The sequence below is a fragment of the Ruegeria sp. HKCCA5839 genome, from assembly GCF_013035585.1.
Classification (GTDB): Bacteria; Pseudomonadota; Alphaproteobacteria; order Rhodobacterales; family Rhodobacteraceae; genus Ruegeria.
Map to the genome: position 1 here is coordinate 188,084 of NZ_WQIE01000003.1, position 14,328 is coordinate 202,411.

Here is a 14,328-nt window from a genome sequence, read left to right on the forward strand (position 1 = left end):
CGGTTGTTCCCGAGTGATGCTTTGTTAATCTGCGAATGGCATTTTGGAAAGGGACTGCCCGTGGCTTCAGACACTGTGATCGCATGGGATTTCGACGGCGTTCTTAATCAAAACATCCGTGATGGCGTTTTCCTTTGGGCGCAACAATTTGAAGAAGATCTGGGCCAATCTCTGGACGTGTTTACCAAGCACATATTCCGAAACGATTTTGACCGTATCATAACCGGGCAGGAAGACCTGCGAGACCGTGTGGCCGAATGGGCCACCATGGTGGGTTTCGCACCCGGCGCGAATACCCTTTTGGACTATTGGTTTCGAAAGGATGCGCTGCCGGACCCCGCCGTCACGGACACGCTGGATGCAATATCGCGCAATGGGGTCAGACAGGTCATTGCAACGAATAATGAATCCCGGCGGGTCTCTTTTATTGAACGCGAGATGGGGTTCGCGAAGCGGGTTGATCGCGTGTTTTCGTCCGGTCGGATGGGTGTGCGAAAGCCGCAACCTGAATTCTATGCGAAAGTCACCGAAACCCTGCGCGTCTCTCCGGACCAGATGTTGCTTGTCGACGATTATGCGGCCAGCATTGAGGCCGCGAGAGATGCAGGTTGGCGCGCCTATCTGTTTAATGACGAAACAAGGGGCGATATTTTGGAAAGTCTGCGTGCTGAATTCTTGAATGCCTGAGCGCGATCACAGCGGCCAAAACACAAGGATGGCGGGGACTGAGACTGCGATGATCAGGATCTCAAGCGGCAGGCCCATGCGCCAGTAGTCGCCGAAATGATACCCGCCGGGCCCCAGAACCAAGGTGTTGTTCTTATGCCCGATCGGGGTAAGAAACGCGGCTGAGGCCGCGACTGCGACGGTCATCAGGAACGGGTCGGGCGAGACACCCAGCGTTTGCGCCATCTGGATACCGACCGGGGCCGCGACGATGGCCGTGGCCGTGTTGTTCAACACATCCGAAAGCGTCATCGTCACCACCATCAGAACCGTCAGAATGGCCCAGGCGGGCAGGCCGTTTGTGATCTGGATCAGCGCGTTTGCGATCAACTCGGTCCCTCCCGAGGTCTCAAGCGCGCTGCCCAGCGGGATCATCGAGCCCAGCAGTACCACCACCGGCCATTCGATATGGTTGTAGATATCGGCGATTGGCATGATCTTGGTCAGAACATAGGCGATGACCACCAATCCCAATGCGATGGGTAGGTAAATCAACCCGATACTGGCGGCCAGAACTGCCGCAGCAAACAGCCCGATGGCCAGTCCTGCTTTGTCATTGGCGGTCACGTTCAGGCCACGCGTCGCCAAGGGCAGGCAGCCCAGCCATTCGGTCACATCCGTGCCGCGATCTCGGGGGCAGAGCAATAGCAGGATATCGCCCGCCTCAACCTCGGTCTTGCGGACCTGTTCGGTGATCTGGCGCCCCTGACGCGATATCCCCATCAACACCGTGCTTTGCCGCCAGGCCAACCCCAGCCCCTGCGCAGTGCGCCCGGTGATGCGGGCGTTTTCAGTGGCGACGACTTCGATTACTTCAACCCCGTCGCCCTCGGCCGTCAGCACCTCCTGGCGCCGCGTGTCCGAGAAATCGAGATTCAGGGCTGCGCGGAACTCATCCAGCGCTTCGGGGCGGGCTTCCAACACCAGCGCGTCGCCCTCTTTCAACGTCGCATGGGCCGAGCGCCCATATCGCCGCTTGCCATCACGGATCAGGCCGATAATGGCCACATCCGACTTTTCAGCAGCTTCGTAAAGCTCGCTGACGCGCTTGCCGATATGGGCGGACTCGGCGGGTATCGTAAGCTCGGCGATATATTCCGCCAACGCTTCGGAGGTTTCTTTTTGCGGCCCTCGGTTGGGGATCAACCGCCAGCCGATCAATGCCACAAAGGCCAGCCCTGCGATGGCCGCCAAGCCACCGACGGGCGCGAAGTCGAACATCTTAAAGGGCTCGCCCAGCGTTTCCTGCCGGATCGAGGCGATGATGATGTTCGGTGGGGTTCCGATCAACGTGGCCATACCACCCAAAATCGTGGCGAAACTCAGGGGCATCAGCGTCAGGCCTACGGAACGCCCCGCCTTGCGTGCGGTCTGAATGTCAACGGGCATCAGCAGCGCCAGCGCAGCCACGTTGTTCATGAAGGCCGACAGCACCGCACCGATCCCGCCCATCAGCGCGATATGGGCACCCAAGCCGCGCGAGGCATCCACCAGACTACGCGTGATCAAGAACACCGCGCCCGACCGGACCAGGCCGGCAGAGACTACCAGAACCAAAGCGACAATGATTGTGGCAGGATGACCAAATCCGGCAAAGGCGTTGTCGACGGGCACAACGCCCAGAACAACGCCGATCATAAGCGCCGCAAAAGCCACAAGGTCATACCGGAAGCGACCCCAAAGCAACATTCCAAAAACAGTAATGAAAAGGGCGAAAAGAATGATTTGATCTGTCGTCATGGCGCTACCATACCCGCAAGGGGACGTCTCGCAAGCCGCTCTCTTGATCCTGCCCCCCGCAAACGTCTATATGAGCGCCGAATACGCAATCACGATGACGAGGACGCACCATGGCAGGCCATTCCAAATGGGCCAATATCCAGCACCGCAAGGGACGTCAGGACGCCGCGCGGTCCAAGCTGTTTTCCAAACTGTCGAAAGAGATCACCGTCGCCGCCAAGATGGGCGACCCCGATCCCGACAAGAACCCGCGCCTGCGTCTTGCGGTGAAAGAGGCCAAGTCAAACTCGGTCCCCAAGGATGTGATCGATCGCGCGATCAAGAAGTCGGTTGCGGGCGAAGGCGATGATTACGAAGAAATCCGCTATGAGGGCTACGGCCCCAATGGCGTCGCGGTCATCGTCGAGACAATGACCGACAACCGCAACCGCACCGCCTCGACCGTCCGTTCGACCTTTTCAAAAAATGGTGGCAATCTGGGTGAAACCGGTTCGGTTGGCTTCATGTTCGACCGCAAGGGCGAGGTGGTCTATCCGGCCACGGCAGGGGATGCCGATACCATCTTTGAAGCGGCCATCGAGGCTGGTGCCGAAGATGTCGAAAGCTCGGAAGACGGCCATATCATCTGGTGCGCGGATACTGATCTGAATGATGTATCGAATGCGCTCGAGTCTGCGCTGGGCGAGTCTGAGTCCACCAAGTTGATTTGGAAGCCTACGACCACGACCGAGCTGGGTCTGGAAGATATGCAAAAGCTGATGAAGCTGGTGGACGCGCTGGAAGACGATGACGATGTGCAGCGCGTAACCACGAACTTCGAGGCCACCGACGAAGTAATGGCACAGCTCTGAGCCACGCCAGACAGAATTATTGTTCAAACCCGGCCTGTTGAGCCGGGTTTTTCATTTGCACCGCTTTCGCCCGCGCGCTTAGAGTTCAGGTGCATGGCAGACGAACAACAAGATCTCAAGCGACGCAACCTGCCGGTTCTGGCCGGGCAAAGCATTCTGTCTCAGGTGGCGTGGACACTGGGCAGCCCGTCGGTTGTTCTGCCGTTTCTTGCCGTGTCTGTTGAAGTTCCAATGTTCCTGGCAGGCGCGCTTGTGTCTGTGCGCATGGTCGGCAGCATGATCTCGGACGTGTTTCTTGCGCAGCCCATCGCGGCGCAGAGACGAAAGAAGCGTGGTATTGCGCTGACTGAAATTGCAATCGGCTGCTGTTTGTTCATGGCCATTCTGATTGCATCCGTCGGGCATGTTCCGCTAACGGCTGTTGCCTTTGTCGCCGCCTTTTTCCTGATTGGGCTGATCGAAGAAGGGCAGGCACTGATGTTTTCGGATGTCATGGGCGATCACCTGAGCTCCAAGGCCCGCATGGTCGTGAATTACCTGCAGCTTGGAGTTGGCGGGTTGGGGGCGATCGGGATCGCTTTGTTGGTCCATCAAATCACGAAAGACAACCCGCCATTCTCGCGCCATTCGACGGTCATCGCCGTATCCATCGCATTCTTTTCGCTGTCTGCCCTTTGCATTCTGGCGATGGCGGAAAGGACTGTAGATCAGGATAAAGAAAACGCGGCCCCAAAATCGCGCCGAACACTGCGGCAGGTTGTTGGAGGTATCGTGGGGATGTTCGAGTACCCTTGGTTCCGCCGCTACATGGTCATGCGCCTGCCACTGGTTGCGGTCACGCTTTCGGTTCCGTTCTTCGCTCTGATCGCCGCCGAAGCGCATCACACATCGGCCAAAGGTCTGACAGCCATGATCGTATCGTCTGCATCAGGTTATTTGGTATCTGCGCCGTTGTGGCAGTTCATCAACCTCAAGTCGCACCGGGCGGTTATGGTGACAGGGACACTCATGGTCGCTGTCACGGGAATAGTCCTATTGGCTTTTCACTACTTGCACATAGACCACCAAGTTCATCTGCATGCGGTTGCGTTATTCGTCGTCTCGGTCGCGGTGACTGGGGTCGGCAGCGCACGAAAACTGTACTTCTTGGACGTCGCCCCCAAGGACCAGCGAATCCAAGGTGCAGCGGCCGTCAAAAGCATATGCCGACTGGTCGGAGTGGTACTCTCGGCGGCTTTGGCTGCAGTTGCGCATACGAATGAAGTCGCGCTGGCGATCGTGTTTATCGTACTTGTCAGCCTGTGGGCCTCTTTTGCCTGTTTCTGGATCGTGGATCCCAAAGCCTCGAAGACGGTTTAAGCTGGAGGTCTAAGCGACTGCACTGCCTGCTTTTTCACGGCTTGGGTCAAGGGTTTCAAAGCGGGCCCTGGGATGCGGCCAACCTGCCAGCTCAGGGCAACATCCAGCGGGCGCTCTGGTATGATCTCGCACAGGGTGCCATTGCTCAGCCCCTTTTGCACAAGGCGTTCTGGGTTCATACCCCATCCCAGCCCGGCGGTTGCGGCTTCTACAAAACCTTGGGTGGACGGCACAAAATGGGTCGGGGGCGACAAGCGTTTACCTGTAACCTGCGTGACCCACTTTTTTTGCAGATTGTCCTTGCGGTTGAATGTCAGGCAGGGCGCGACCTGCAGAGCTTTGGAAGTTACACCATCTGGAAACCATTTATCTGCAAAGCTCGGGCTGGCCGTCGCCAGGTAACGCATCTGCCCCAGCGAGAATGTGTCGCAACCTGTTATGGTCTGCCCGCCCACAGTGATTGCTGCGCTGACCTCACCGCGTCTGAGCCATTCAGCGGAATGGTCCTGATCATCGATCACCAGATCAAACAGCAGCCCGTCAACCGCGGCCATTGCGTCCATGAACCAGGTGGCAAGAACGTCAGCAGGAACAGCTATGCGCACCCGCGCTGCGCCGTGGTTCTGGTCCAGCGACAGATCACGGTTCAACTGCGCCTCAAGCAGGTCGATGCTGCTGGCATGTTGGGCGATCCTCAACCCCGCAGGCGTACCGGTGCACGGGGTGCCCCGGTGTACCAGCGTCACGCCAAGCCTGTCTTCTAACGCTTTGATGCGTTGAGAGATCGCGGAGGGCGTAACCGACAATTCATCGGCAGCAGCATCGAAGCTGCCATGGCGCAGGATCGCCGCCAGGGCAGACAAGTGGTTGGGATCGAATTGCATTAGTTGTACTTAACCTGAGTAAGAAACATTAATTTGATAGAAGTCCGCCGACCCTCTAGTCAACACGGCAATCAAGGGGGTGGCATGTCTGTACCGTTCATCGCAGGTTTTGTTCTGGGCTTCAGCCTTATCCTGGCCATTGGCGCTCAGAATGCGTTTGTCTTGCGCCAGGGGTTACGGCGTGAGCATGTCCTTCCGATTTGCCTGACATGCGCCGTTTCGGATGCCGTCTTGATCGCTGCTGGCGTCGCCGGGTTCGGAACCCTTGCTCAGGCCGTTCCTTGGTTTGAGACCGTCATGCGTTATGGCGGTGCGTTGTTTCTGACCTGGTACGGGCTGCGCAGTCTTGCTTCGGCCTGGCGCGGCGGCGCGGTGATGGAGGTGGGCGCGGGCAAGGGTATCAGCCTGCATACCGCCTTGCTGACCGTTCTGGCATTCACTTGGCTGAATCCGCATGTCTATTTGGATACTGTGGTTCTGATTGGGTCTATCTCGGCCCAATATGAGGACCGTTTCAGCTTTGCCGTAGGCGCCATGGTTTCAAGCTTTGTCTTCTTCTTTTCGCTGGGCTTTGGAGCGCGCCTTTTGTCGCCGATCTTTGTGCGCGAAAAATCCTGGCAAATCCTCGATTTGATCATCGGGGCTGTCATGTTGGCGATTGCCTACAAACTTGTTGCCATGTGAAGGGTTGTTGCCCGCTCGGTTTCGGTGTTCAAGCACTGGCATGAATGTATCACCCGCTCCAAACCGACCCGCGGTCGGCATGTTCTGGATGCTGTCCGCAGGGCTGTGCTTTGTGGTCATGACTGCGCTGGTCAAGTCCTTGGGGACCACCATGAACCCGATTCAAGCAGCGTTCTTGCGGTTCGTGTTTGGTCTGGTCTTCCTCTTGCCTGCATTGCAGGCCATTCGAGCAACGCAGCTTACACCCCGATTGCTGACCCTTTTCGGACTGCGCGGCGTGGTGCATGCCTTGGCTGTGATGCTTTGGTTTTTTGCGATGACCCAGATCCCTTTGGCTGAAGTGACCGCAATGAACTATATGACACCGATCTATGTAACCCTGGGTGCCGCGCTGTTTCTGGGTGAAAAACTCGCCTTCCGTCGCATCGCTGCGATCGGGGTGGCGCTGATCGGTGTGCTGATCATCCTGCGCCCTGGTTTTCGCGAGGTTTCGATAGGTCACCTGGCGATGTTGGGAACAGCTTTGATGCTCGGGGCCTCCTATCTTTTGGCCAAGCTCTTGGTGCGAGACGTCAAACCGGCGGTCGTCGTCGCACATATGTCAATCTGGGTCACGATTGTGCTCATCCCTTTCGCGCTGGCGGTTTGGGTCCAGCCCAGCCTGCGTGATCTGGCAGTGCTGTTCCTCGTTGCCAGCTTTGCAACGGCGGGCCACTATTTCATGACACTTGGGCTTCAGGCCGCACCGGTGGCCGTAACCCAACCGGTCACCTTCCTGCAGTTGATTTGGGCTACGGCGCTGGGCGCGTTGGTCTTTCACGAAAGCGTTGACATCTGGGTCGTGGCGGGTGGAACAGTGATCGTCGCTGCGGTCAGCTTTATCTCGTGGCGCGAAGCCAGACTGAACCGCAAGGCCGTGACACCGCCCGACGTCGAAACCAAATTCTAGCGACACCCACTGACGCTCGGTTCTTGATTGACGAGTCAATAAAAACGCCGTAGCGTTTTGACACGTTGCCTGTGTCTGAGGTGTATCAATGCCAAAACTCGGAATGGAGCCCCTGCGCCGGGACGCGATCATCAAAGCGACGATCGCCGAGTTGGGTGCGGCCAAATCCCTGGATGTTACTGTCAGCCAGATCGCTAAACGCGCAGGCATGTCCAGCGCGCTGGCCCATCACTATTTTGGCGGCAAGGATCAGATATTCCTGGCCGCGATGCGACGCATCCTGTCCGATTTTGGGGCCGAGGCGCGGGCCGAATTGAAGAAAGCAGCTCCGGGTGAACGGGCCCAGGCCATTATCCGGGCCTGTTTTGCACCGTCCTGCTTTACGCCCAACGTGATCACGGCCTGGATGACCTTTTATGTTCTGGCTCAGACCAACCCGGACGCGTTGCGCTTGTGGCAGATCTACCAAGCGAGGATTCGGTCAAATCTGATCGACGCCCTGCGCGCCAAGCTGCGCGACCCTGTCGAGGGTGCTGAAAACATGATCGCCTTGATTGACGGGCTCTATATCCGCGCGGCTCTGACTGCACCAAAAGAACCGCAACTGGCGGTGAACCACGCGATGCGGGTTCTCGACACCTTGCTCGAGGCGGAAAAATGACACAACCCAACATTCTGATCCTGATGGTGGATCAGCTCAACGGAACCCTCTTTCCTGACGGTCCCGCCGAATGGCTGCATGCTCCTAACCTCAAGAAACTGGCCGCCCGTTCGACCCGTTTTGCCAATGCCTATACGGCATCACCGCTCTGCGCGCCGGGACGGGCCAGCTTCATGTCCGGGCAACTGCCCTCGCGCACCGGGGTTTATGACAACGCGGCCGAGTTCCGCAGCGATATCCCCACATATGCGCATCATCTGCGCCGCGCGGGCTATTACACCTGCTTGTCGGGCAAGATGCATTTCGTCGGCCCCGATCAGATGCACGGGTTCGAGGATCGCCTGACCACGGATATTTACCCGGCCGATTTTGGCTGGACCCCGGACTATCGAAAACCAGGTGAGCGGATCGACTGGTGGTATCACAACATGGGATCGGTCACCGGCGCCGGTGTCGCCGAAATCTCGAACCAGATGGAATATGATGACGAGGTCGCCTATCACGCCAAGGCCAAGCTTTATGATCTGGCGCGCGGCAAGGACGACCGCCCATGGTGCGTGACCGTCAGCTTTACCCATCCGCATGATCCCTACGTGGCGCGCCGCAAATACTGGGATCTTTATGAGGATTGCGACCATCTGCTGCCCGAGGTGGCGGATCTGGGATATGACAATCAAGACCCGCATGCGCAGCGTATTTTCGACGCCAATGACTGGCGCAGTTTTGACATCACCGAAGACGATATCCGCAAATCCCGCCGCGCTTATTTCGCCAATATCTCCTACCTCGACGACAAGATTGGTGAGATCCTCGACGTGCTCGAGGCAACGCGGCAGGACGCGATCATCCTCTTCGTCTCAGATCACGGCGATATGCTGGGCGAAAAGGGGCTGTGGTTCAAAATGAACTTCTACGAAGGGTCGGCCCGCGTGCCCCTGATGATCTCGGCGCCGGATCTTCCACCTGGTCGGATCGACACGCCGGTGTCCACGATTGACGTCACCCCGACTCTGGGTGCGCTAGCCGGGGTCGACATGGCTGAAATCGCTCCGTGGACAGATGGAGAAGACCTAGTCCCGCTGGCGCAGGGCGCCGAGCGTACGGCGCCCGTGGCGATGGAATACGCAGCCGAAGCCTCCTATGCGCCGCTCGTGTCCTTGCGCTATGGCAAGTGGAAATACAATCGATGCGCGCTTGATCCCGACCAACTGTTCGATTTGGACAGTGATCCGCATGAGTTAACCAACCTGGCCGAGCACCCCGAACATGCAGGCACGCTGCAATCGTTGCGGGCCAAGTCCGAGGCGCGCTGGGACCTGGATCAGTTCGATGCCGATGTACGCGCCAGTCAGGCCCGCCGCTGGGTGGTCTATGAGGCGCTGCGACAGGGCGGCTATTACCCGTGGGACTACCAGCCGCTGCAAAAAGCATCCGAGCGTTACATGCGGAACCATATGGACCTGAACATCGTCGAGGAAAGCCAACGCTTCCCGCGTGGCGAATGACCTCTTCATTTTTTCGAAAATACTCCCGCCGGCGGCGTAAGGCTGTCCCAGCGGGCAAGGAGCTATGAGAATGGAAGCAGATTTTGTCATCGTTGGAGCCGGGTCCGCCGGATGTGCGATGGCTTACCGGCTTAGCCTGGCCGGGGCCTCGGTCTTGGTGATTGAACATGGTGGGACTGACGCAGGCCCGTTCATTCAGATGCCTGCGGCGCTGAGCTACCCGATGAACATGCGCCGGTATGACTGGGGTTACCTGTCCGAACCCGAGCCTCATCTGAACAATCGCCGTTTGGTTTGTCCGCGCGGAAAGGTCATTGGCGGGTCGTCTTCGATCAACGGCATGGTCTATGTGCGCGGCCACGCGCGTGACTTTGACACCTGGGCCGAGATGGGGGCCGACGGATGGTCCTATGCCGACGTGCTGCCCTATTTCAAACGCATGGAGTCCTGGCATGATGGGGGGCACGGAGGGGATCCAGCCTGGCGGGGCACAGATGGTCCACTGCACGTGTCGCGCGGCCCAAGGGAAAACCCTCTGTTTCAGGCCTTTGTCGATGCCGGGCGACAAGCCGGGTATGAGGTCACAGGTGACTATAACGGGGAAAAGCAGGAAGGCTTTGGGCCGATGGAGCAGACGGTCTGGAAAGGTCGACGCTGGTCGGCGGCAAATGCTTACCTGAAGCCCGCGCTCAAACGCGACAATTGCGAGATCGTACGTGGCCTGGCAGCCCGCGTCGTCATGGAACATGGTCGGGCAGTTGGGGTCGAACTGATCCGAGGCGGGCGGAAAGAGGTCATCCGCGCGCGGCGCGAAGTGATTCTGGCGGCATCCTCGATCAACTCGCCCAAGCTGCTGATGTTGTCAGGAATTGGACCGGCAGCGCATCTGGCCGAACATGGGATCAAAGTGGTCGCAGATCGCCCGGGCGTGGGGGCAAATCTTCAGGATCATCTTGAGCTTTATATCCAGCAGGCATCCCTGCAGCCAATTACGCTTTACAAATACTGGAACCTGATCAGCAAAGGGTTAATCGGCGCGCAATGGTTGTTTACAAAAACCGGGCTGGGGGCCTCGAACCAGTTTGAAAGCGCGGCCTTCATCCGATCGGCGGCCGGGGTCGAATATCCCGATATCCAGTATCATTTTCTTCCGATGGCGGTGCGCTATGACGGGCAGGCCGCGGCAGAAGGGCATGGATATCAAGCCCATGTCGGGCCCATGCGTTCGCCGTCACGCGGGGCAATCACTTTGCGCTCAGCCAAGCCAGAAGATGCGCCGATGATCCGGTTCAACTATATGAGCCACGAAAAGGATTGGGAGGATTTCCGCACCTGTATTCGCCTGACCCGCGAGATATTCGGTCAGGATGCGTTCAAGCCCTACAAAGGCAAGGAAATTCAGCCCGGTGAAGCTGTTCAAAGCGATGACGAGCTGAATGCGTTTATCGCGGAACATGCCGAAAGCGCTTATCACCCCTGTGGCACCTGCAAGATGGGGCGGGCTGAAGACCCTTCAGCTGTGGTTGATCCCGAAGGGCGCGTGATCGGGGTGGACGGGTTGCGTGTGGCAGACAGCTCGATTTTCCCGCAGATCACCAATGGCAATCTCAACGCGCCGTCGATCATGGTGGGTGAGAAGATGTCGGATCATCTCTTGGGCAAGGAGGCTTTGCCGAAAGCCAATGATCGCCCCTGGATCCATCCAAATTGGGCAGAGGCGCAACGGTAGGTGTCTGCGGTAAGGGGTATCGTGAAAGGGCAATGTTTCGCATCCGTTTGATCCGCGTCAAAGCCGGTTGGCATAGACGCGCCTAGTCTGCAGTGAAACTGCAATCAAGGAGCGAACAGAATGTCCCATACACCGCATGAACTGGCGGAAGAATTTCCAGACAAAGTCGAAGCGATGAGCCAGTTGAAGCAGACAGATGCACATTTCGCGCGTCTGGCGGACGAGTATCACGAAATCAACCGCGCGGTTCACCGGGCTGAAACCAATGTCGAGCCCATGGAAGAGCTGGCCGAGGTCGAGCTGCGCAAAAAGCGCGCTGTATTGAAGGATGAGATCTGGGCGATCCTGTCGCAAGCCTGATTATGTGTCCGAGACCGGGGTGGGGGCTCTGCCCCCGTCGCGGCAGGCCGCGACTCCCCCGAGGTATTTATGAACAGAAGAAGATCAGGTGACTGTGTAAGGCAGGGTCTTTCGGGTATGGGTGTCGATGGACAAGCGGCGTTCCAGTGGCGGGACCGAGCGTTGATGGCAGTTTTGCCGTTCGCAGATGCGGCAGGAAATGCCGATTGGCTCATAGGAACTGGCGTTATTGAGGTCGAGGTTGTCGGCATAGACCAGCGCTTCGGCGTGGCGCACCTCACATCCCAGAGCGATGGCGTAGCGGCGAACGGGTGAACCAAAAGAACCGCCGGATTTCGATACATCACGCGCTAATGAGATATAGCGCACGCCATCCGGAGTTTCTGCGAGTTGCTGCAGGAAATGGCCCGGCGTCTCGAAGGCGCGGTGGACGTTCCAAAGCGGGCAAGCACCGCCGAAGCGGGCAAATTGCAACCGTGTGGCGGAATGGCGCTTGGTGATGGTCCCCGCCTGATCGACGCGTACAAAGAAGAACGGAATGCCTTTTGCACCGGGCCGTTGCAGAGTCGAGAGCCGATGGGCGACCTGTTCGATCGAGGCGCCAAAGCGGTTGCTGAGTATCTCAAGATCATGGCGGCAGTCCTGCGCGGCAGCAAGGAAAGTGCCGTAGGGCATCAGTGATGCCCCTGCAAAGTAGTTTGCCAAGCCGATTTTGGCGATGGCACGGGCTTCTTCGCTGTGGAATTTTGCGAAGTCCAGTGTTGCCTCAAGCAGCTTATCCTGTTGGATCAATGCGACTTGCAGTAGAATCTGGAACGCTTGCGTAGACGAGGCGGCCCGCGACGAAATCCGTAGACTTTTGCCCGCGGCATCATAGCTGCGGAGGGTTTCGGTATCTGCGAACGTGACCTGAATGCCTTGGCGTGACAGGCTGGCGATGGCGGCTTGACGGATCCCGCCTGTTTCATCCGCCTGTCTGGCGAAATTCTCGGCGGCGCGGTCGACGGCGTCGATATAGTTGTCACAATAATGGAAAAAGTCCCGCACCTCTTCCCATGGGCTGGCTTGCACGCGTGCGTCTTCGCGTCCCAGCGCTTCGTCCAGCGAGGCCAGGCGCTCGTGGGTTTGTCGATAAACGCGGTGCAATTCGATAAAGGCGCGGGCGAGGGCTGGGGCGTTCGACGCGGTCAGGCGCAAATCGGTCAGGGGTGGTATCGCGTCGGCAAAGACCGGATCAGCCAGAGCCTCGCGCATATCCGAGACCAGGCGCTCGCTGTCGCCGGTGCTGAGTTCGGTCACGTCCATACCAAACTCTTGCGCCAATGCCAGAACAACCGTGGTCGAGATTGGACGGTTGTTGTTCTCCATCTGGTTCAGATAGGGCAGGGAGACGCCGAGTTTGGCTGCGAATTCCTTTTGTGTGAGGGTCAGACGCGTGCGCACTTCGCGCAGTTTGGCGCCGGCATAGAGTTTTTGGGTGGCCATGCATCGCCTTTGCAGTTTTTCTGATCTGAAAAACTAACTTTGCAAACCTCGTGTGGCAAGCCGGTCTACAGACCCAATTGCTTTTCGCGCCAGATTACTGCGTTGATGGCGCAGATCGCCAGGATGGCTGTGATCAGCATCAGCCAGAGCAGCGGCATGGCGCCGGTTTCTACGGTTAGCAGCGCACCGGCCAAAGCGCTGAGCGCAGCGCCTCCACCCAGCATGATTGCGCCGCTTAGGCCGGATGCGGTTGCGGCCAGATGGGGCCGGACGGAAAGAGCGCCCGAAGTGGCGTTGGGGATCGACATGCCATTCCCGAGCCCGACAAAGGTCATCAATCCAAAAAAGCTGATTGCAGTTCCAAGCCCTGTCAGAACCAGCGATGCGGACATGATCACGCCGACAGCGTTGAGCAAGCAGCCCCAAAGGACCATCCGGTTGACGCCGAAGCGTACCGAAAATCGGCCGCTGATGAAATTGCCGAAGAAATACCCCAAGGCAGGAGCACCGAAATAAACACCAACCTGGGCGGCGCTCAGGCCGAAGACTTCGGTTCCGACAAAAGGGGCTCCGCCCAGATAGGCAAAGAAAGCCCCAGAGGAAAACGCCGACGACAGGGAATAGCCCCAGAACCGTGGTGAGGTGAGCAATTCGGGGTATTCACGAAACTGTTGAAGCAAGGTTTTGCCACTGGTCGCTGCGGTTTCGCCGAAATCCCTGTAGGTCAGAATCAGCGTCAGGGCACCGAGCGCGAAGGGCATCCAGAAATTGGCCTTCCATCCAAAGGTTTCTTCCAGCACTCCACCAATAGCCGGGCCGATCATAGGGACCACCGCCATGCCCATGGTCACATATCCGATCATCGAGGCCGCCTGGTCCTGGTCATACATGTCCCGAACAGCGGCCCGGCTCAGGACCATGCCTACGACGATAATCGCCTGACACATGCGGAAGGCCAGAAAAACCTCGACATTTGGGGCGTAGATGCAGCCCAGTGTCGCCAGCAGGAACAGGCTTAGCCCCCACATCAAGACAGGGCGCCTTCCGGCCTTGTCGGCCACCGGGCCGATCAGGACTTGCAGCACAGCATTGACCAGAAGGTACAGAGCGACCGAAAGCTGCATGACCCGATAATCAGTCTCAAAGTAGACCGCCATATTCGGCATGCTGGGCAGATAGACATTCATGCTCAGAGCCGAGAGGCCAGAGAGCAGGACCAGCGTCGCAATCGTTGGGGGCGTCCGGCTGACAGCCGATGTTCTGAACTGCATGGTTCACCCATAGAGTCTTGTTTTGAGAATTGCCATGGGCGAATTCGGCTTGCTGTTAAATTTGCTGATTTGCAATTTCACGACGATGTATTGCTGAAGATTTGCAAATTAGCCGAATATCGCT

The 14,328-nt window shown here is 58.0% G+C and carries 13 protein-coding genes; 9 read left to right on the forward strand and 4 right to left on the reverse strand.

The window, feature by feature from the left end; translation table 11 throughout:
• Nucleotides 1-60: 60 nt before the first annotated feature.
• Nucleotides 61-687: an HAD-IA family hydrolase gene (locus GOV38_RS10515; protein ID WP_171209895.1), complete on the forward strand. Its 627-nt coding sequence runs from the start codon at nucleotides 61-63 to the stop codon at nucleotides 685-687.
• Nucleotides 688-693: 6 nt separating this feature from the next.
• Here the strand turns inward: GOV38_RS10515 and GOV38_RS10520 are convergent, their stop codons facing one another.
• A complete protein-coding gene (locus GOV38_RS10520) occupies nucleotides 694-2,466 on the reverse strand; it encodes an SLC13 family permease (RefSeq protein WP_171101875.1) in 1,773 nt (590 codons plus the stop codon).
• A 110-nt stretch (nucleotides 2,467-2,576) separates the two neighbouring features.
• On the opposite strand from GOV38_RS10520, the gene GOV38_RS10525 reads away from it, so the two are divergent.
• Nucleotides 2,577-3,317, forward strand: a complete 741-nt coding sequence (locus GOV38_RS10525; RefSeq protein WP_171101876.1) for a YebC/PmpR family DNA-binding transcriptional regulator — start codon at nucleotides 2,577-2,579, stop codon at nucleotides 3,315-3,317.
• Between the two features lie 93 nt (nucleotides 3,318-3,410).
• Nucleotides 3,411-4,676 carry a permease gene (locus GOV38_RS10530; protein WP_171209894.1) on the forward strand — a complete coding sequence of 422 codons (1,266 nt, stop codon included), beginning with the start codon at nucleotides 3,411-3,413 and terminating at the stop codon, nucleotides 4,674-4,676.
• Here the strand turns inward: GOV38_RS10530 and GOV38_RS10535 are convergent.
• Complete coding sequence (locus tag GOV38_RS10535) at nucleotides 4,673-5,560, reverse strand: LysR family transcriptional regulator ArgP (RefSeq protein ID WP_171209893.1); 888 nt, start codon at nucleotides 5,558-5,560, stop codon at nucleotides 4,673-4,675. The two genes, GOV38_RS10530 and GOV38_RS10535, sit on opposite strands and share 4 nt — an antisense overlap.
• An 84-nt stretch (nucleotides 5,561-5,644) precedes the next feature.
• Here GOV38_RS10535 and GOV38_RS10540 point away from each other — a divergent pair, with 84 nt between their 5' ends.
• The 6 genes from GOV38_RS10540 to GOV38_RS10565 all read left to right on the forward strand — a co-directional run bounded on the left by GOV38_RS10540 (nucleotide 5,645) and on the right by GOV38_RS10565 (nucleotide 11,448).
• Complete coding sequence (locus GOV38_RS10540) at nucleotides 5,645-6,244, forward strand: LysE/ArgO family amino acid transporter (RefSeq protein ID WP_171133511.1); 600 nt, start codon at nucleotides 5,645-5,647, stop codon at nucleotides 6,242-6,244.
• A gap of 40 nt (nucleotides 6,245-6,284) precedes the next feature.
• Nucleotides 6,285-7,193, forward strand: coding sequence for a DMT family transporter (locus GOV38_RS10545; RefSeq protein WP_254430632.1), 909 nt, complete (start codon nucleotides 6,285-6,287; stop codon nucleotides 7,191-7,193).
• 88 nt (nucleotides 7,194-7,281) lie between these two features.
• A complete protein-coding gene (gene betI / locus GOV38_RS10550) occupies nucleotides 7,282-7,854 on the forward strand; it encodes a transcriptional regulator BetI (RefSeq protein ID WP_171101880.1) in 573 nt (190 codons plus the stop codon).
• The gene (betC, locus tag GOV38_RS10555; protein ID WP_171209892.1) at nucleotides 7,851-9,359 is read left to right on the forward strand and encodes a choline-sulfatase; all 1,509 of its coding nucleotides are present in this window, start codon (nucleotides 7,851-7,853) and stop codon (nucleotides 9,357-9,359) included. Before betI ends, betC begins: the two co-directional genes overlap by 4 nt.
• A gap of 70 nt (nucleotides 9,360-9,429) precedes the next feature.
• Nucleotides 9,430-11,088 (forward strand): choline dehydrogenase, encoded by a 1,659-nt coding sequence (gene betA, locus GOV38_RS10560; RefSeq protein WP_171213003.1) that lies wholly within the window; start codon nucleotides 9,430-9,432, stop codon nucleotides 11,086-11,088.
• Nucleotides 11,089-11,208: 120 nt separating this feature from the next.
• Nucleotides 11,209-11,448: a YdcH family protein gene (locus GOV38_RS10565; protein WP_171209890.1), complete on the forward strand. Its 240-nt coding sequence runs from the start codon at nucleotides 11,209-11,211 to the stop codon at nucleotides 11,446-11,448.
• An 84-nt stretch (nucleotides 11,449-11,532) separates the two neighbouring features.
• On the opposite strand, the gene GOV38_RS10570 is transcribed toward GOV38_RS10565, so the two are convergent.
• Together GOV38_RS10570 and GOV38_RS10575 are read right to left on the reverse strand one after the other, a co-directional pair.
• Nucleotides 11,533-12,933: a short-chain fatty acyl-CoA regulator family protein gene (locus GOV38_RS10570; protein WP_171209889.1), complete on the reverse strand. Its 1,401-nt coding sequence runs from the start codon at nucleotides 12,931-12,933 to the stop codon at nucleotides 11,533-11,535.
• Between the two features lie 65 nt (nucleotides 12,934-12,998).
• Nucleotides 12,999-14,204 (reverse strand): multidrug effflux MFS transporter, encoded by a 1,206-nt coding sequence (locus tag GOV38_RS10575; protein ID WP_171133506.1) that lies wholly within the window; start codon nucleotides 14,202-14,204, stop codon nucleotides 12,999-13,001.
• Between the last annotated feature and the right edge of the window lie 124 nt (nucleotides 14,205-14,328).